General features: G+C 29.9%; 21 protein-coding genes. All 21 read left to right on the top strand.

Annotated elements, in window-relative coordinates; all coding sequences use genetic code 11:
- Positions 1 to 126 precede the first annotated feature (126 nt).
- On the top strand, positions 127 to 768 hold the full coding sequence (locus JJD95_RS03550) for a hypothetical protein (RefSeq protein WP_291640418.1): 642 nt from the start codon (positions 127 to 129) through the stop codon (positions 766 to 768).
- A 39-nt stretch (positions 769 to 807) separates the two neighbouring features.
- Complete coding sequence (locus JJD95_RS03545) at positions 808 to 1,038, top strand: hypothetical protein (protein WP_291640416.1); 231 nt, start codon at positions 808 to 810, stop codon at positions 1,036 to 1,038.
- Positions 987 to 1,511, top strand: a complete 525-nt coding sequence (locus JJD95_RS03540) for a hypothetical protein (RefSeq protein WP_291640414.1) — start codon at positions 987 to 989, stop codon at positions 1,509 to 1,511. The genes JJD95_RS03545 and JJD95_RS03540 overlap by 52 nt, the downstream gene beginning before the upstream one ends.
- 257 nt (positions 1,512 to 1,768) lie before the next feature.
- Positions 1,769 to 2,260 carry a hypothetical protein gene (locus JJD95_RS03535; RefSeq protein WP_291640412.1) on the top strand — a complete coding sequence of 164 codons (492 nt, stop codon included), beginning with the start codon at positions 1,769 to 1,771 and terminating at the stop codon, positions 2,258 to 2,260.
- Between the two features lie 208 nt (positions 2,261 to 2,468).
- A complete protein-coding gene (locus JJD95_RS03530; protein WP_291640410.1) occupies positions 2,469 to 2,774 on the top strand; it encodes a DUF960 family protein in 306 nt (101 codons plus the stop codon).
- A 42-nt stretch (positions 2,775 to 2,816) separates the two neighbouring features.
- Entirely contained in the window at positions 2,817 to 3,221 is a 405-nt protein-coding gene (locus tag JJD95_RS03525; protein ID WP_291640409.1) for a hypothetical protein, read from the top strand.
- Positions 3,218 to 3,562, top strand: coding sequence for a YodL domain-containing protein (locus tag JJD95_RS03520; protein ID WP_291640407.1), 345 nt, complete (start codon positions 3,218 to 3,220; stop codon positions 3,560 to 3,562). The genes JJD95_RS03525 and JJD95_RS03520 overlap by 4 nt, the downstream gene beginning before the upstream one ends.
- Positions 3,563 to 3,731: 169 nt before the next feature.
- The gene (locus tag JJD95_RS03515; RefSeq protein WP_291640406.1) at positions 3,732 to 3,899 is read left to right on the top strand and encodes a hypothetical protein; all 168 of its coding nucleotides are present in this window, start codon (positions 3,732 to 3,734) and stop codon (positions 3,897 to 3,899) included.
- A 332-nt stretch (positions 3,900 to 4,231) separates the two neighbouring features.
- A complete protein-coding gene (locus tag JJD95_RS03510) occupies positions 4,232 to 4,489 on the top strand; it encodes a hypothetical protein (protein WP_291640404.1) in 258 nt (85 codons plus the stop codon).
- A 71-nt stretch (positions 4,490 to 4,560) separates the two neighbouring features.
- Positions 4,561 to 4,734 carry a hypothetical protein gene (locus JJD95_RS03505; protein ID WP_291640402.1) on the top strand — a complete coding sequence of 58 codons (174 nt, stop codon included), beginning with the start codon at positions 4,561 to 4,563 and terminating at the stop codon, positions 4,732 to 4,734.
- Between the two features lie 173 nt (positions 4,735 to 4,907).
- Complete coding sequence (locus JJD95_RS03500) at positions 4,908 to 5,684, top strand: hypothetical protein (protein ID WP_291640400.1); 777 nt, start codon at positions 4,908 to 4,910, stop codon at positions 5,682 to 5,684.
- 181 nt (positions 5,685 to 5,865) lie between these two features.
- Entirely contained in the window at positions 5,866 to 7,323 is a 1,458-nt protein-coding gene (locus JJD95_RS03495) for a class I SAM-dependent DNA methyltransferase (RefSeq protein ID WP_291640398.1), read from the top strand.
- Position 7,324: 1 nt separating this feature from the next.
- Positions 7,325 to 8,461, top strand: a complete 1,137-nt coding sequence (locus tag JJD95_RS03490) for a restriction endonuclease subunit S (protein WP_291640396.1) — start codon at positions 7,325 to 7,327, stop codon at positions 8,459 to 8,461.
- A 71-nt stretch (positions 8,462 to 8,532) separates the two neighbouring features.
- Entirely contained in the window at positions 8,533 to 11,886 is a 3,354-nt protein-coding gene (locus JJD95_RS03485; RefSeq protein WP_291640394.1) for a DEAD/DEAH box helicase family protein, read from the top strand.
- The gene (locus JJD95_RS03480) at positions 11,886 to 13,004 is read left to right on the top strand and encodes a DUF3800 domain-containing protein (RefSeq protein WP_291640392.1); all 1,119 of its coding nucleotides are present in this window, start codon (positions 11,886 to 11,888) and stop codon (positions 13,002 to 13,004) included. Before JJD95_RS03485 ends, JJD95_RS03480 begins: the two co-directional genes overlap by 1 nt.
- Before the next feature lie 129 nt (positions 13,005 to 13,133).
- On the top strand, positions 13,134 to 13,982 hold the full coding sequence (locus tag JJD95_RS03475) for a hypothetical protein (RefSeq protein ID WP_291640389.1): 849 nt from the start codon (positions 13,134 to 13,136) through the stop codon (positions 13,980 to 13,982).
- A gap of 1,241 nt (positions 13,983 to 15,223) precedes the next feature.
- Positions 15,224 to 15,856, top strand: coding sequence for a hypothetical protein (locus tag JJD95_RS03470; protein ID WP_291640387.1), 633 nt, complete (start codon positions 15,224 to 15,226; stop codon positions 15,854 to 15,856).
- A gap of 811 nt (positions 15,857 to 16,667) precedes the next feature.
- Entirely contained in the window at positions 16,668 to 16,862 is a 195-nt protein-coding gene (locus JJD95_RS03465; protein WP_291640385.1) for a hypothetical protein, read from the top strand.
- 489 nt (positions 16,863 to 17,351) lie between these two features.
- Complete coding sequence (locus tag JJD95_RS03460) at positions 17,352 to 18,026, top strand: hypothetical protein (protein ID WP_291640383.1); 675 nt, start codon at positions 17,352 to 17,354, stop codon at positions 18,024 to 18,026.
- A gap of 364 nt (positions 18,027 to 18,390) precedes the next feature.
- Positions 18,391 to 18,996, top strand: a complete 606-nt coding sequence (locus JJD95_RS03455; protein ID WP_291640381.1) for a recombinase family protein — start codon at positions 18,391 to 18,393, stop codon at positions 18,994 to 18,996.
- A gap of 305 nt (positions 18,997 to 19,301) precedes the next feature.
- Positions 19,302 to 19,832, top strand: coding sequence for a hypothetical protein (locus JJD95_RS03450; RefSeq protein ID WP_291640379.1), 531 nt, complete (start codon positions 19,302 to 19,304; stop codon positions 19,830 to 19,832).
- Positions 19,833 to 19,980: the final 148 nt, after the last annotated feature.

Genomic DNA, 19,980 nt, shown 5'->3' with positions numbered 1-19,980 from the left:
GCTGGCTAAAACAAATTATACTAATAAAATGATGTTTTCTTATTTATAAATTGATTTCTTAGAGGTAATCTGACGTAAATCACCTACTAATAATAGAAATAAAATGACTTTTCAATTAGTTATAATTTGACGTTCAACACTCAGGTATTAATAAAAGAAAAACTAACTCAGAGACAAATTATGCTACCACCTGAAGGTATTACAGCTAAGTTTAAAAATTGTGGCGAGGTTATAGAAATTTATCTTATGGAGGTTATTGAAGACGACACTGTAATTCTGTTATGGAAGATGAAATTTTCTAACAATACATACACTTCTGGGTTCTATGATACAAAGAATGAGACTTTCTATGACATGTATAAAGAAAGCTCAGCATGGGAAACAACTCACATTCCAATGGAAAATGTGATATTGCAGAATTATATAAACATAACATGCACATTAACAATGGAAGAGCGACAAGAACTAGTTTGGTTCAACGAAGTTAAGGATATAGTCAAATTAAATGAAAGTCATGGCTTAAATCCTATGGTTTACTATGAAATAAAAGAGCATAATGCAAGGGTTAGAGGGGAGGTAATAACTAGACATTTTGACAGGTCAAAGTACATAGCAGAGCTAATGAACATACAGCCTTTCTTACGTAGACTACCCATAGGGGCAAATGTTGGAGAAGAGGCGGTAGAAGTAGCTAAGAAGCTAGGCATAGATTTACCTAAAGGTTATACGTTGGTGAGAGGTTTCTCAAAAAAAGTTTATAAAAATTAATAATCCTATTTTATAGCATATAAAAGAATAGAATAGAAAGTGTCTTTAACAATAAGAAAAAACAAGGGTATAACTGATATAAGTAATGATTTAGATTTAATAGAGAATGAGCAACTAAGAAATAATTTAAGCAACATATTAAATAAAGATAAAGGGGTAACTTGTGAAGAAGTTATGCAATTAATAAGTAAAAAAATATTTGGAAGGGGCATTGTAAAATGGGTGGTAGAAATAAAGAGCAAGATAATACAAAACTTATTAACAGCATAAGAGATGAAGAATATAAAAAAGAGATATTAAAAAATGGCTACTGTGTTGGTTTACTTGTAGATTGTGTAGTAGAGGAAAGAATAATAGTAGATTTATTTGGAGCAAGAACAATTAGTATGGCATTTAGACTAAATGAATCTTTAATTTTAGATAGACATACAAGAAGAAATAGGTTAATACACCATTTGAGAGTTATTGTATACATAGACATATCAATAAATGAAGTAGAAATTATAACAATATCTGCCGTAAGTAAAAAACATAAAGATCTACCAATAGGCGTTAGTTTTCAGTCCTCAGGTGTGGATATAACTGCAGGAAAGATATTTTGGCATAGGTTAAATACTAGTGGTTGGGAAGAAAACAAATGGGCAGATGATATTTGGATCAGGATTGATTTAGAAAATAATATTGGTGAAATATATTGTGGGATACATGAAGATTTAAAAAGTATTCTTTATTTAGTATCATAACCTAGGAATAAGCCATCAATAAGTAAAAGTAAATAATGTATATGATTGAATTATACAATACTAATTCAAACAAATTGTCTTATGAATAATGAGGGCTAACAGGGCCAAAAGAGGGAGGTAAACAAAAGGGAAAATGGTATGTACAGGAGTTAAAATTTGAGTTTTAAAATTTAAGTGTTTAAGGTTAAAGTTTAAAGTTTATATAGCAGTAAAAAACGTACAGTGTAAATTTAGAATAAATAAGGAGGCCCTTTAAAGTGAATAGAGATGAGTATACAGTATATTCCTTCGAGCAAGAGAGTCGTAGAAGTTTTGAACTATCAGAAGATGGGTTTAACGAGAAAGCTAAAGTGGGCTTTGAGGTAGAGTGGAACGAGTGTGCAGAACGCTGTGATGTGTTGGAGCAGCTTATTGACGAAATTCCAATGGATCTAATAGTTGATAACGTTATAACAGGTAAGACTAAACAAGAGTTTATAGGGATACTTGAAGATGATCCAGCTACATACTTTGACTGTAAAAATTTTAACAACATCTATTATTTCATTAATATGACAATCAAAAACTGTGGGGACGAATCATTTTATAAGGACATTAGGATTTTAAGGATATCACAAAGATTATGGAATGAGCAGTTTGTAAGTTCCAAGTATAAAGTGGAAAAAGAGCAAAGGATAGCAAATGGACAATCTATATATAATAAGGTAACAGTTATAGATGGTGAAATTCAGACCTTAGTGTGGTTATAACGTTATAGGACTAAAAGCTACCTTAAATCAGGTGGCTTTTAGTCTTATAATTAATGATTAAGAAGCGAGGCAAAGTGTTGAAATTGTTGAGTTTATAGGTGAAAAATAAATTTTAGTTTTCTATTGAATTTAATTTGTTTATGTATTACAATTGCCCCAGCTTTTACGAAAATATAATTTTAAAATTGAAGAAAAGGTGGGGTAACGAATGGATAAAAAAGACAGGTACATAACACGTGGCATACGTGAAATGAATAAAAAGAATCCTTTGATGTATTTGAAGCTCTGGGATTTATATGATGAAATGGACATTAGCGAAAAAGACTATCTACAGGTTTTTGAATTGAGAACAAAGATTAATATGAAAGGTATAGTGCAAGAGATAGAACATACGCAGGAAGAACCACAATATAGTAAAACTTACAAATACTTTACAGATGGACCTGTGGAGGCTAAAGTTTATATCATTGTAGAAGATGACTATAGTACAATGCTTATTGCTAATGAGTATTAAAGTTTATAAGGTCCATAGTATAAAGGAATGGAGGCTTTAAATATGAAGTATCCACATTTGATAAAGGTCACGCTAGCTGATAAATACCCGAATATTGATACAACAAAATACATATGGCGACAGCTAATTGAACATCATGGTTACGCAGTGGGCTGGAATGACCTAATAATTGAATTAGTTAAAGAAATTGAAGAAATATATGAAAAGAATAATAACGTAGATATTTATGATTTTTGTATAGACGGAACTAAAGAGAAGTACGGTGGATTAAGAGTTGATGCAAGATCAAGTTTAATGGAAGTTCATGAGCTAATAAGTGTGTACGAAAATAAATCAGAAAGCATCTGTGAGGAATGCGGAGGGCCTGGGAGTTTCAGGGATGGAAATTGGGTCGAAACCCTCTGTGATGCATGTTACGATGCAAACAAGGAAGTTGAAAAGAAATGAATAGCATTAAAACTAAGAATAGCACCAAAGTTAGAAAAAGAAAAAGCAGAGCTAAAATAACCTTTAGAATTTATACAATAGACCAAACACTACCTATGGATGAAATTCAAGATTCTATAGAATTAAATACAGATGAGATTATACCTGAAATTTATATGTTACTACTAGAGAATAAAGAAATGAATAATCTTGATAAGATATTTGACAATTACAATAAAGAGTTGTCAACAACAGATGTTGTGGAGATTCAAGATAAAGAAGGGTTAAGTACCTTTCATTTCTTAAGTTTGTTTGGGTTTATAGAGATTGAAGAATTTGATAAAAGTATAATAATAAGATAAGGCTTTAAGTTAAAAGGTCTAGTAGTTTATAAGCTGTTATACTTTTTAATTTGCAATTTTACATAGATTTATAGAATTAGACTTTAAGAGCTAATTATAAAAAAGTAAAATCTGAAAACAAGGCATATTTTTGTTTAATAGAAAGAAGATTAAAAGAGGCGGTGAGACCATGGCGGTAATAGGATTTAATGTAGGATCAACACTAAGTTTAAAGGATATATGTTTAGCAGTAGACTATTTGCAAGACAAAGATGCTTTTGAGCCGGACTTAGAATATATTAAAGTAAGGATAACATCTAAGAAAAAAGTAAAAGCAGAGAATACAAAAGAACTCTAAATATAATAAATTAAGGCAGCTAATAAAATGATAAAGACCATTAAATGATAGCAAAAAGACAGGACTGTATACTAAGGAGAATATTTATAGCAAATTACTGAAGGGAATATCAGTTGTAGGGTTATTTGTAAAAAGTGATGGACATGTAGCATCAATTCATGGTTCTTTCAATGTATCGAAGACGGATGTACTAAATGGCAAATGGTTTCAAATTAAGGAAACTGGTCGGTATAATTTAATTGCTATAAGTGGTTTTTTAGAAAGTACAGAAGTAAAGAAGATATTGCGGCTTAATAGATATAAATAATAATATGTGAAATGTGGGTGAATTAATGGATATAGATTTAACTACATACGCTAAGGAAATGTTTGGTAACGAGTTGGTAGAGTCAGCCTACATTTCCGATGTATATAATAAACATACTGATGATGATTACAAAGAAATAATTAATTTCAGTGACAAAGAGATTAATATAACTGACAGTGTCATTTTGGTAGTGAAGTTTATAAACGGAAAGACGGTCAATATTTGGGCATCAGAGTGGGGAGGCATGCGTTCAGGTGAAGACAGTATATATATAAATGATTAGAGAGGAAGTGGATTATAATAGCTAATTTTTTTAAAGAAGAGAACTGCCAACGTTGTAATAAATATTTAATTATGCGCATGATGTCAAGATTCAACACTGATGTAATATGTATTGAATGCAATGATGAAGAAAAAAAGCACCCTTTATATAAAGAAGCATGTGACAAAGAAGTTGAAGAAGTAAGACTTGGTAATTACAATTATGGTGGTTTATTTGAAGGTCAGACCTATCCGTTCAATAAATAGACAAGTTGCAATGAATTAAAGCATAATAAGAGCATTTTGAATTGATTTTGAAGGTGTTTTTTTATTGAACAAATATTGAGTGCAAATAGTTGAATAATCGAAGTACTTGCGTTACAATTCTCCTCAAAGTTGTAAAACAATAGAAGTTTAAATAAAGAAGGAGAATGGTTTATATGAAAACAGTGGCATGCATGTTAAAACTTGGACAAACAAGGACGGCTGGATATACACTATATGATGAGAATACACATGAGTTTGAGGAAACAACGCCTAAAGTAGTTAAAGATCTAATTATTCGAGGACAAGTAAATGGACTGAAACTGAACGATGGAGAAATTCAACTTGATGAGGAGGGATTCAACATATGTAACCTGATGGTGAAATCATCCGTAGGCAGATATAGACCATTATATCCTACTACTAGCATGATAAGTCGTACTTATGCAGTAACAAGAGTGATTAAAACAGACAAGGAAAAACTATATATACTCATATCAAATAAGTGTGCTAGATTCAAATTTAAGAATGAACAGCTAAAGGGACTCATTGATATAGGGGGATATGTAGCAGGTGTACGATTGGTTGAAGGTAAAATTGAGGTATGTAAAGGTGTGAGCATTTTAGACCAAACAAAAAAAGATATTGAGGTTAAGGAGCTTTTGGATGCTACAAGTGTAATAATTGATTCTGCTTCACCTAAAATTGACGAGGTAAATTTGCAGAAGGAACAAGGGGTGACTGATATAGGCAATGGATCAGAAAAAACAGACAGTTTAGAGAATGTATTTGATACTCTTGAAACTATTAAAGTAACTGCTGAAATTGTGACTAAACCTGATGGCAAATATTTAAATTATCTCAATACACCAGGAGATAAAGATGATATGCTAATAGAAGAACCTGTAGTAGAAAAGAAATTAGTTGCTCACCGAAAAACCAAGAGAAAATAAAACTATAGCTATGTTATTAAGTGACTGTTACAAGTTATTTGTGACAGCCCTTTTGTTTAAGGACATTTAAACTGAAATTTACGAAACATGTTGAAAAATATGGGAAAATAGAATAATAAAGTGTATAATATAATTGCATTGGTTTAAACTAGTGCAATTATTTTTATTTGGAGGAAAACTAATGATTACAGGTGAATTAAGGAGTAAAGTAGATAAAATATGGGAAACATTTTGGACTGGTGGAATAAGTAATCCATTAGAGGTTATAGAGCAGTTTACATATTTTTTATTTATAAAAAACTTAGATGATAATGAAACAACAAGTGAAAGCGAAGCATCATTTTTAAGTTTAGAGTTTAACGGTATGTTTCCAAGTGATAAACAGCATTTAAGATGGAGCAAATTTAAAGACTTTGAAGCTACTGAAATGTATAGGGTAATGCAAGAAGAGGTATTTCCATTTATAAAGACACTTCATGGAGACGATGCTTCTGCATATTCAAAGTATATGGGCGATGCAATATTTAAAATACCTACTCCATTAATGCTTTCTAAGATAGTAGATGGAATAAGTAATATAGATATGGAAGGAAAGGATACAAAGGGAGACCTTTATGAATACCTACTTTCAAAGGTTTCTACAGCAGGTACTAACGGGCAGTTTAGAACACCTAGACATATAATTAATATGATGGTAAAACTTATGAAGCCAACACCAGAAGATATCATAGTAGACCCAGCAGCTGGTACAGCAGGATTTTTAGTATCTGCACAACAATATTTACGAGATAATCATGCTGATTTATTTTTAGTGCAGGGCTTAAAGGAACACTTTAATAACAACATGTTCTATGGATTTGACATGGATAGAACTATGCTTAGAATTGGTGCTATGAATATGATGTTACATGGAGTTGATAATCCAAACATTGAATATAAGGATTCTCTTTCAGAAGTAAACACAGATAAAGAGAAGTTTACATTAGTACTAGCAAATCCTCCTTTTAAGGGAAGTTTAGATTATGAAGCAGTATCAGCAGATATATTAAAGCTAACTAAAACAAAGAAAACAGAACTTTTATTCTTAGCTTTATTTTTAAGAACATTAAAAAAGGGTGGTCGTGGTGCTTCCATTGTTCCAGACGGTGTACTTTTCGGATCAACAGGAGGACATAAATCTATAAGACAAGAAATAATTGATAACCATAAGCTTGAGGCTATTATATCAATGCCAAGTGGAGTATTCAAACCATATGCAGGGGTATCTACAGCTATAATGATATTCACTAAAACAGGTGCTGGTGGAACTGATAAAGTATGGTTCTATGACATGAAAGCTGATGGCTATAGCTTAGATGATAAGAGAAGTCCTATTGAGGACAATGATATAGCTGATATTATAGAAAGATTTAGTAATTTAGATAAAGAAGCAGACAGAAAAAGAACAGAGCAGTCATTTCTTGTACCAGTGGAAGAAATAAGGGATAATGGATATGACTTATCTATTAATAAATATAAGGAAATAGAATATGAGGATGTAGTTTATGAGGCTCCTAGTATTATTTTAAAGAGAATTAAGAGACTAGAAGAAGAGATATCAGCAGGGTTAGAAGAATTAGAAAGAATGATAGGTGAATAAAATGGGCATAGAATACGTTAAAGTTAAAGATATTTTTAAAATATCAAAAGGCAAAAAAGTAGAACAAGTTAAATATGAAAAAGATAGTACAATTAGATGTATACAAATAGATGATTTAAGAAATAATAATTATCTTAAATATTGTGATAAAAATAGGAATTATGTATTAGCAAAAAAAGAAGATGTTATCATAGCTTGGGATGGTGCTAATGCTGGTACTATTGGTTTTGGTATCGAGGGAGCTATAGGAAGTACATTAGCAGTTCTAAAGTGCAAAAGGAAGGGTACTACATCAGGATTTGCGGGGTTATTCTTGAGAAGTAAATCCAGATATTTAAGGGAAAAATGCACTGGAGCAACTATACCACATATATCAAAGACAGCATTGGAAGAAATAGAAATACCATGGCTTGACATAGAAATACAAAATAAGATAGTAGAATCAGTTGAGATAGTTCAATCCTTAATAGATAAAAGAAGAGCTCAATTAGAAGGTTTAGATGAATTAATAAAAAGTGTATTTTATGATATGTTTGGTGAACCTGTAACCAATTCTATGAGTTGGCAAAAGAAAGAGTTAAGTGAGCTCGGAGAATTAAGTAGAGGAAAATCTAAACATAGACCAAGGAATGCTCCAGAGCTGCTAAACGGGTCCTATCCACTAATTCAGACTGGTGACATATCAAAAGCAGGGTTATATCTAAAAGAATATCATCAAACTTATTCTGAATTTGGTTTGAAACAAAGCAAGATGTGGTGTGCTGGAACTTTATGCATTACAATAGCGGCAAATATAGCAAAGACATCGATATTAACATTTGATGCTTGTTTTCCAGATAGTGTAGTAGCATTTATACCTAAAATAGAGACAAATAATATGTTTATTCAGTTATGGATGTCTTTTCTACAAAGAATATTAGAGGACTCAGCGCCTGAGTCAGCGCAGAAGAATATTAACTTAAAGATACTTAGTGAATTAAAAGTTATAGTTCCACCAATAGAACTTCAAAACAAATTTTCAAGAATAGTAGAAAATATAGAAATACAAAAGGAGCTACTAAAGCAAAGCCTAACACAACTAGAAAACAACTTAAATGTCATAATGCAGAAGTCATTTAAAGGGGAATTATTTAACTGAAAAGTAATTGTTTTATAGCTTTATGGAAACTTAATTAGCAAATATTAAAAGATATCTTTGGGGGGATAAAAATGTGGGGGAATTTTAATTTTTTAAGTGACAAAGAGATTTTTGCAAGCTTCACAGCATCATGTATTGAGGCGGAGAAGAGTATATTAGTAAGTCCAGCTACTTGTGCAATACTCACAAGAAGAGCTTTAGAGCTATCTGTTAAGTGGCTATATAGCTTTGACCAAGATCTGAAATTACCATATCAAGATAAGCTGTCAAGCTTAATTCATGATAATAGCTTTATTGTGCTTGTAGATTCTAAGATGTTGAGAATGTTAAAATACATAATTAGTCTTGGAAATGTGGCTGTGCATACTAATTCCAATATTAAGCGTGAAGAGGCAATTCTGGGTCTACATAATCTTCACCAATTCATTTCTTGGATTGATTATTGCTATGCAGATGAATATACTGCTGGTGAGTTTAATGAGGATATTTTATTACAAGGGGATGACAAGAGAACTAGACCAGAGGAGCTTAAAGACCTTTATGAGAAACTGAGTTCAAAGGATAAAAAGCTTGAGGAAACAATAAAACATAATGAGGATCTAAGGAAAGAGTTAACAGAAAAAAGAAAGATTAATACTAGTTATGAGAATTATGACTTTAACATAGATGAGATCAGTGAATTTGAAACAAGAAAGCGATATATAGATGTTGAGCTTAAGTTAGCAGGCTGGGATTTTGGTAAAGACATTGGTGAAGAAATTGAAGTTACTGGTATGCCAACTGATTCAGGACTAGGATACGTCGACTATGTATTGTATGGATCAAATGGAAAACCTATTGCCATAGTGGAAGCTAAGAGAAGTAGCAAGGAGCCAAAGGTAGGACAGCAACAGGCAAAGCTTTATGCTGATTGTTTAGAAAAACAGTTCAATCAAAGACCTATAATATTTTATACCAATGGTTTTGAAACCTTCTTATGGGATGATTTTAATGGATATTCAGAGCGAAGAGTTTATGGTTTCTTTAAAAAAGAAGAGCTGCAATTATTAATTGATAGAAGAACTAGTAAGAAATCATTTAATAATCTTGAAATGAAAGATAGTATAGCAAACAGATACTATCAAAAGGAAGCAATAATTGCAGTATGTGAATCTTTGGATAAAAAGCAAAGGAAAATGCTACTCGTTATGGCAACAGGCAGTGGTAAAACACGAACAGCAATATCTATAGTTGATGTTTTAACGAGGTATAATTGGGTTAAGAACATATTATTTCTAGCAGATAGAAAAGCATTAGTAAAACAGGCAAAAAAGAATTTTTCAAAGCTTTTACCAGATTTAGCATTGTGTAATTTACTAGACAACAAAGATAATCCAGAAGAGGCAAGAATGATATTTTCGACTTATCCTACTATGATGAATGCTATAGACGATACAAAGTCTAAAAATGGAAAAAGGATACTTACTCCTGGACACTTTGATTTAATAATTATAGACGAGTCACATCGAAGTATTTATAAAAAATTTAAAGCTATATTTGATTATTTTGATGCCTGCCTATTAGGTTTAACTGCAACACCAAAAGATGAAATAGATAAAAACACCTATGGCATATTTGATCTAGAAAGTGGTGTTCCAACATACGCCTATGAATTAGATAAAGCAGTTGAAGATGGCTTTTTAGTAAGCTATGAAACTTTAGAATATGAGTCTAAGCTAATGAAGGATGGTATAAGATATGATAGTTTATCTGATGAGGATAAAGAAGAATATGAAGATACTTTTGACGATGATGAAAACATAGGAGAAGAGATTTCAAGTTCTGCGATTAACGAATGGCTCTATAATGATAATACAATAGATTTAGTATTAAATAGGCTAATGGAAAAAGGCTTGAAAATTGAGGGTGGAGATAAATTAGGTAAGACGATAATATTTGCTAAAAGTAATAGACATGCAAAAGTTATTGTAGAGCGATTTAACAAGATTTTTCCTGAAGTAGGCAGTCATTTCTGTAAGGAAATTGATTACTCAATTAATTACGTGGATATTTTAATAGAAGATTTTTCAGATGCAATAAAAATGCCTCAAATAGCAGTATCGGTAGATATGCTAGATACAGGAATAGATATACCAGAAATATTGAACTTAGTACTATTTAAAAAGATACGATCTAAATCTAAGTTTTGGCAGATGATAGGTAGAGGCACGAGACTTTGTCCTGACTTATTAGGACTAGGATTGGATAAAGAAAAATTCTTAGTCTTTGATTTCTGTAACAACTTTGATTTCTTTAGAGCAAACCCTAAAGGTTTTGATGGAGGCGTAGTTGAGAGTTTAACTGAAAAAACGTTTAATTTAAAGATAGATATAATTAAAGAACTTCAAGAAATTAAATATCAAGAAGAAGAATATATAGATTTTAGAGATAATTTAGTAGAGCAAGCAAATTCAAGTATAAATGCATTGAATGAAGATAACTTTAGAGTGAGAATGGAATTGAAATATGTTCATAAATATAAATTGTCTAATGAGTGGATAGCACTTGGAACTCTAAGCGTAAATGATATTAAAGAACACATTTCTTCTCTAGTTATTCCTTTAAATGATGATGAATTTGCAAAGAGATTTGATGCAGCACTGTATACAATACAACTTGCAAAGCTTCAAAATGGAAATGCAACAAAACCTATTAAAGCTGTAATTCAAACGGCTGAAGCACTTTCAAAACTTGGAACAATACCAGAGGTATACGCTCAACGGTATGTCATAGAAAAAGTTATGACAGCAGAGTTTTGGGAGTCGGCAGATATTTTTGAACTAGATTCTGTTAGAGAAGCACTAAGAGAATTATTGAAGTACCTTGAAAAAGAAATACAAATAATATATACGACTCACTTTGATGATTTGCTTGTTAGAGAAGATAGTGGGGGTGCTTTTTATAACTCCAATGATCTTAAAAATTATAGGAAGAAAGTTGAGTTTTATCTTAAACAGCATAAGGATGAAATAGCTATATATAAGCTTAGATACAACAAGATGATTACTAAGCAAGATTTAAATGTATTAGAAAATTTGATGTGGGAAGAACTAGGTACACATGCTGATTATGATAAAGAATTTGGTGAAATGCCGGTTAATAAATTAGTTAGGAAAATAGTAGGACTAGATAGACAAGCAACAAACGAAGCTTTCTCAGAGTTTTTAAACAATAAATCTTTAAATACAAAGCAGCTTCACTTTGTTAATCTTATAGTAGATTATATAGTAACTAATGGATTTATAGATGACAATAGAGTTCTTCAAGAAGACCCCTTTAGAACTGTAGGAAGCATTATTGAGTTGTTTAAAGAAAATATGGATGATGCAAGAAAGCTTATGGGAATTGTATCTAGTATTAAAATTACTGCTGAGGAAGTAGGGTAATGAAGACTATACTTGAAATAGGTGAATTAAGAGATTTAGGAATAGAATATAGTGGGCTTAAAGGTATGAATGAAGTATACACCTTCTATTATGATGAAACAAACAATGTAAGGAAGTTTTGTTTAAAAGAAGATGGCTATAATTCATCAGTATGTACAACTTTTGTTCTTGGTGGAGTTATGCATAGGGGGTTGTCGTCTACGGCTAATACTGAGGAGTTATGGCGAAATTTAAAGCTTCAAAGGAATATTAAAGAAATAAAGTTGATACATCTAGCGAAAGGTGATTTTATTAAGTGTTTGGATTCAACAAAACTTAACTACTATTTAAAGTGGCTATTAGATAGTGATTTATATATACATTATTCAGCATTGAATCTATTATATTTTTCACTTATTGACATAGTTGATTCAGCAATTGAAAACTCGGATGTTTCAAAATCGTTGGGAAGAGAATTTTCAGATTTGCTCAAAAATAATTTGTATACATTAGTGAAAATGAAAGAAGCATTATTTGTAAAATTGTTTTACAAATATAAATATCCTGATATACAGAAAGAGGATATAAGAGCTTTTATTAATGAATTAATTAACATAATAAGGCAATATGAAGACATACCAAATCTACATATAGGTCTTGTATCATTAAGGCAAATATTAAAAGAGTCATTGATAACTGAAGAGTTAGTATTTATCATGAATGAGAAAGAAAAAATATTAATAGAAAATTTTATGCATTTTTATTTGCGTCCAGTTTATATGTTTAAAAACTCGATACATATATTTGATAATGAAGATAGTATAAAGCTTTTGATAAAAGAAACGGGTTTGAGCTACTATGACGACCCCTTAAAAAATTATGACTTTGTTAATTCACAAAGTAGCAAATATATACAAATATCAGACGTTTTTATTGGTCTATTTGGCAAATTTACTATGTTCATTAACTCAAATACGGTAGAAGAGATTCAAAAAATTCTGAGTAATTTAGTTGGGCTACAGGAAGATAATCTGAAATTATTTAGAGCTTTAATAAGTAAGTCAGATACAATGAATAAGGCGCTACTATTTACTAGTGTTAGTTGGGAAGAAAGATCAAAGTATGAGATGTTTTATTAATATATTTAGGTGGTTGGCATTACGCAGTCGCCTAACAGAATATTTATGTACTCAATTACAGCAGAGCTCTTTTCATGACTAACTGTATAATAAAACTCAGTCAAACTAATAATTATGGGAGGAAAATAAATGGCACAAGGAATATTCGGTGGAGCAACGAGCTATGAAGAACAATCAATTGGGGATATTTTATCAGATATCAAATCATGGATAGAATATACACAATCAGTACAAACTTCTATTAAAAAAGGTATAGAGCATTTTAAAAAGTGTAAATTTTGGGGTAAAGTTTCTTACAATTTTAAAATGACATTAGTATCAACTATTGGTTGTCAAAATACTTATTTAGAAGACTTTTGCATCATAGTGAAATCAATTGAAGGGGATAAAATAACGCAAAAAGAAGCTTCATTATTAAGGAAAATTGGTAAAACAGCAATAGATTTTAACCATGAATATGGTCGAAATTGGAATGAAGATGATAGATGGAAAGAATACGGGGATCCAGACTTTAGAATTGTAGAAGAATTGTATGCTGATGGAAGGGACTATTTTGTTTCATTACAAGATGCTTCAAATGCTTCAAGTAGATTAGTAGACTATATTAGTACATTACCACCTATTACAAATAATAGCATTAACCAGCATATAACAGGGGATAAAAACATAGTATCAGGAATTAACAATGGGCACATGAATTTTGTTAATCATTATCTAATTGATTTTAATAAAGAAAGTAAAGGAGCTAGTATTACAATTGATAAACTCGAAGGTGTTGATCAAGACATTAAAGAATATATTGTTAATTTATTAAAAGAAGCAAATGAAGCTATCGAGAATAAAAATAAAGAAAAACAGGAATCAGCTAAGTTAGATTATAAGGGTTTTGTTGCTGGTGCAGGGGTTAAAGCTTTTAAAGTCATTGGAGTTTTAAGTTCATTCGCAAGTATCGCATCATTCTTTGGAATTACAATGTAATGTTTCCTATATCGGAAATCAAAGGATATATGATATTAAATATAAGTTATGCAAGTGGATGGATATTATTTAAGATATAGATATTAGATTATTGATAAAAAACAACAATACTGCACATGGGGTGAACCTAGTGCAGTATTGTTTTAGTTGTTATTATTTAAAAAGGATTGGTATTTAGATTATAGACTATCTTGAAGATTATATTCACTGAATACTACCTTAATACGACAATTAAAACTTTTGACCATAATAGTAAAATAATTAACATGGCAGAATATAAAATTAAGGAGTAAGAATTCAGTTAAATTTAACTAAATTGTATAATTATATTTACATATATAAATGGGAATTAAATATGTAATTATCCCTAATTATAACAATGCGAACTATAAGTATTGGTGGGATAATAAAATTTAGTGATATAGGATATACTCAAATGATGTTAATAGTAAGACCTATAAAATTGAATGTGATGGAGTTATAAAAGTTAAAATGGATAAGATATAAGTTCCCAGCATTTAAAGATAAACTGGATATGATGTGATTAATTTATTGTTTCATAAGATAAAAATATAGACATTTAAGTAACATATTAAACTTAGATATTAAAATATAATAGGCTAGAAGGAAACTTAAAATGGTTGATGCAAACAATAAATAAAATAAAGAAGCTATAAGATTTTAAAATAGTATCTTCAATAAAATTGAGGGTACTATTTTATTATGAGGATTTTATGGTGTTTATAGAAACTGTATAATTTAAGTTTATTTGAGGGACTTTGCAATTTAGATTGGGCATTGTTGATAGAACGAGGTATCCATAGAGTTAGATAACGGGAAAGCTTCACATATTAGATACTAGAGATTATAGAGAAAAGATTAAAAATGTGGAAGAGATAATAATGGTTGAAAGGAGTAGGCGTTGTAGAAATTTTGGAATTATATTAACTGCAGTTATGAGTGATGCTTTAATGGAATGTAAAAAATATAGATAAGTAGGAAAAGATGTTAAAGACATTGAGGTTTATGCAGTTTATGTCTATAATTACTGCATAAGCATTTAAAATTCTAACCTGAAACATTGTATGGTCTTTATAATATTGATAGTTGTACAACAGAAAGCTCACCATTGACAATATTTCATCAATGATTCAATTTCACCTTAAACCGTTAATTCAATGTTAACTAAGTGAAAGGTGTAGGAATATATAAATTTAAAATAATAATTGGGGGATATTAATATGATAAATATAGAAACATTTGGTCATGAAAAATTAATCAAAATCATAAAAAATGAAGACTACAGACGTATGGTAGATAGAAACGGATACTGTGTTGGTTTACTAGACATTGAAGAATTAGGAGCTCCACCTTCATATTATTATAATAGAAATGGAATAGCTAAAACAATTAAGCTAACAGAATGCTTAGGAGGATACAAGCATACTTGGAATGGTGAATTAATTGTAACAAAATGGAAAACGAGGAAGGATGGTATAATTATTACATTCAAAATTAACAAATCTTTTAAATTAGATAAACATGCATTGAAGGGGGAAAAAATAAAATATTTAGATATTCATTTGAGTCTCGAAAACAACAAAGTATCAATGGATAGATATGCTAGCTTTAAAAATTTATTGAATGGTTTACACTGTGGAGACATAGAATTCTGCAAAAGAATTAGGTATATCAATGATACTAAAAAAACGGGAGGTTTGACATGGTACAAGCTATATCAAGATCAAGACCATAGAAGTGATTCGCTTCCACAGGAATTTTGGATAAGAATTGATATGGAAAATAATCGTGGAGAGATATATTTATATCTTTCTAATGGATTAGAAGCCAAAATTAATTTATTATCAACATAAGAGAAAAATAGCAGTTTGTAGTTTACTGGATGATACATTATTAGAGATTTAGTAGACCAGCATTACCAAATGATTTATAGTTGTTGTGATTAAATTATTTGCGAATAAATTTAGAATTATTACAAATGAAAAAATGGTAGTGCATTGAATAAGACATTGGGTGAAAATTAGTGGATACAGTTAGATAAATTTGGGTGAAAAAAATTAATGTGGATTTTCAATGTATTTTAAAATATTGGAATTTTCTAAAGTGTAACATTGAAAGGGCTAGTTTATGTGAGTTAAAGGGGAATATTTGAAAATTACATAATTTGATTTATATTTACCTCAATACAGTATAAAATAGAATTACTGAAAGGCTATACCATAGTTAGATACATATATGATGGGCTTAGTTTAGCTTAAAGAGGATGATATGTAAGTGCTACTAGTGCAGTACCATAGGCTTCGGAAGTTCTAATACATGTGAAATTAAGATATAGAAAAGCGAAAGTAGGTAAATGCATTAGTAGTAACAATGGTTACTTTGACGTAAATAGTGTAATGCAAGTTTAGGTAAGCTTAAAGAAAGGGATATGTAAGTTATAGTATAGCATTACAGTAGGCTTCACAAGTTCTAAAAATAGAGTGTAAGTTGAATATCTTGAATACTAAGAATGTGCTTGTAATTTGTGTATAAGCATATTCTTTTATTTTATTTAAATTTATATTAATAAATATTAAGTATTATTTTCTAGACTGTAAAGGGGCTAGTTAAAAAACTAAGAATAATTACATTTTGTAAATTATTTTTTAATAAGTAGGCATAAAAATGGCTAGTGTAATAATGAAAATCATAGCAAGTTATTTTGTGTATAAAACGATGTTTAAAAATTTAAAGGATATTTCGTTCACTTTGTTGACTAGCAATATTGGTGGGTATACTTTTAATGTTGGAAATTTAGGAATTTATAGTGAAAATTTCTACTTAAATATTGCTAGTGATAAGGAGATAAGTCTTTTATAGAAATGATTTTACGTAAAAAACAATTAGTATAAGCAATTATTAAATAGGCATTTAATAATTTAATTTGTAATTGCTCATTAGGGTTAAGAACTAAAAATATAAAGTGTTATTCTGCAAGAGTAAAGTTTTAGTTGAAATAAAAACATGAGTAAATTATATATTGGACTTTGGTTCATTTGATTTATGAGCGTTGTAGATCAAGCATTTAAATTCCTAAAGATAAGGAGAAAAATAGATTTTTTACTTACAGAAAAGCTACTTAGTGAGAAATTACTATATTAAGTAATTAAGTTGAAAGTATTTTAAAATTTTATTGAAAAGAGGTTGTATTAATGGGTTTTAAAAAATAATACTATTGTGAAACATGTAGAAAGATGAAATAAGGAATATTTCTTAAATTTAAATGAAAAAATAGAACTCAAACATTTAAAATTTAAAAATACTATAGGAAAGTACTTTAAAAAAAATAAAATTAGTGGGGGTAATACTATGAATATACTAACTGAGTGTACGAAACAAATATGTAAGGACTACATCGACGAAGACAACAATATGTATGAAGAGGCAAAAGGCATTACTGCAAAACGTAATCTTGGTAAAAAAGAACAAGATTTTTTAAAGAGGTATATAGACTTCGTAATTAATACAAAAGCTATATCTAATATAATGAAAATTTATTTAAAGGGAACAGGTTCATCTGTTGCATCCGTAATTAAAAGTTATAATCAGATACTACCACAAGAAAATCAGATTAATATTAAAGCTGCAACAAATAAAGTATACAACGACACAAAAAAGCTATTAGGCATGTTTCCTGAGGACATGTTAAGTAATATATTAAGTAAAAGCAGCAAATGTAATTTAGACCTCTACAATAAGAAGCTTAACTTTGCAATAGCTAACGGTTCAAAGAACAAACTGTTAGACAATCTGATGTTGAAGTTACCTGCTAGGATTGAGATACAAGAGGACTTAAGTGATGATGATTTCTTAGCATTTTTGGATATTATAGCTCCATTCTTCAAAAAACACATAAAATATCTAGAGGAAAATCTTGAGACAAAAGCTGTAGGCTACTTGCAATTTTTAATGTCAAGTAATGAAGGACAGTTATCAGGTAAAAACAAAGATAGGTACAAAATTATAAGTGCTATGCTCAATTAAAAATTAAAGAGATATCGGATAAAAAGAAACGGGCAGTTGCTGTTAAAAGTGATTTGTTGGTTTCTTTTTATTTATCAAGTATTAATTAGGCATTTTATTTACTAGTGAATTTTTATGAAGGCAATTATTAATAAGAGTGATTTATATGTTTATTTTGTAGATTAAGATATTGTTTGAGCTATTTCGTGGCTAGTGTAGATTAAATCTGACCTTAAAGGTGTAGCTTTAGAGACATATAAAAACAGAGTGTATTTGTGTTTATAAAGGTTAAAAGAATAGTTTATAAATGTTTGTAAATTATACTTGACCATTAGAAACAATTCTGGTAGTATCACCTCAATAAATTAATATTGGGGGTTTTTTAATGAGAATATACGCTTATGGCAGGGTTAGCAGTAAGGAGCAGAATCTTGATAGACAGCTAGTTGAGCTAGAAAAATATGTTGATGCAAGATATATTTTTACTGATAAATTAAGTGGTAAAGATATGGACAGACCTCAGTACCAATTACTTAGGAAGATTGCACAACAGCAAGATACTATATACATTAAGTCACTGGATAGACTCGGGAGAAATAAGATACAGATAAAACAAGAGTTGGAATATTTTAAGACTGAAGGTGTAAGAGTAAAGATTTTAGATATACCAACCACTATGATGGAGTTGCAAGAAGGGCAAGGATGGTTGATGGATATGATTAATAATCTACTGCTAGAGGTTCTAAGTACAATGGCTGAACAGGAAAGAAACAATATAAGGTCGAGACAAGCAGAGGGTATAGCAATTATGAAAGCGAAGAATAATGGTCATGGGGTTGGAAGGCCTAAAGCTGAATACCCAAAGGATTTTGAACAGATACATAAACAATGGAAATCAAAAGAAATAACTGCGGTAAAGTCAATGGAGATATTAGGATTAAAGAAAAATACATTCTATAAGTTAGCTAAAAAGTATGGCGAAGGTATTTAGATACCTTCATTTATATGTGCGTATAGTTTGGAATATGGATAAGTAACTATAGAAACTAAAAAATGAAATTAATACAGTGAAATTTATATAATTAAATAACTAGTTAAAAAATAAACGGGTAATTCATGTTGAGCATGTGATTGTCCGTTTATTCTTGTTTATTCTTGTTTATTAATGGTTTGATAATGTATAAAATAATTTTTATATTTAATGAACATTTCTAAAAGTGATCTCATATATTGTAAGGAGGAGGGGAAGCAATAATCCTTGCTTCCTTTCACTAAAAATTAGAGGGAGATTTTAATATGAATATAGTTACTACCAATTTAGAAAAAAAGGTTAAAGATGCTTTGAAATTAAAGATGGGCAAATCTAGCAGAAGCTTATCTTCAAACATTAATCAATTAGTTGGAGTTGCTCTTGGAGTAAAAACAAATGAAGAAATTGTAATTGAATTGAAAAAAAAATTCGAGGTATTTGTAAGCCAAAGCAATAATAGAATAAAACCAATACTAGATATCTATTATTCTAATGAGGGCAATTGTGAATTACATTCTGGATATATTGAAAGATTGGGAAAACAAGGACGTTTTAGAATTTCTTTAACTGATAATCTTGCTGTAGTTCAATTCAGATATGAATCAAAAGATGAAGGACTAAGAAATAATATAATTAATTTATTAAATAAAAAAAATACCAATAAATGGATTAAATTGGACACAGGAGCTAAATATAGTTCATTAGGGTTAAATACCAGAACTCAAGATGACATAATAAGTATGAATGCTCAACTAATGTTTGATGTTTGGGTTGATTTATATAACCTGATTTTTTAAAAAATACGTAATTAAGAAATATTGGCATTTGTTTGAGGTATACCTCAAATAGATACTAAGGAAAACTATAAACTTTAAAAGTAATAATGGATTAAATTCATACATGAAATGACTAGCTGAAAAAGATACTGACATTACCTGTTTGGGT

Source organism: Clostridium sp., assembly GCF_016650035.1.
Classification (GTDB): domain Bacteria; phylum Bacillota; class Clostridia; order Clostridiales; family Clostridiaceae; genus Clostridium_AD.
The sequence above is the reverse complement of the archived record's forward strand: the minus strand, read 5'-3'. Positions and strand labels throughout refer to the sequence as shown.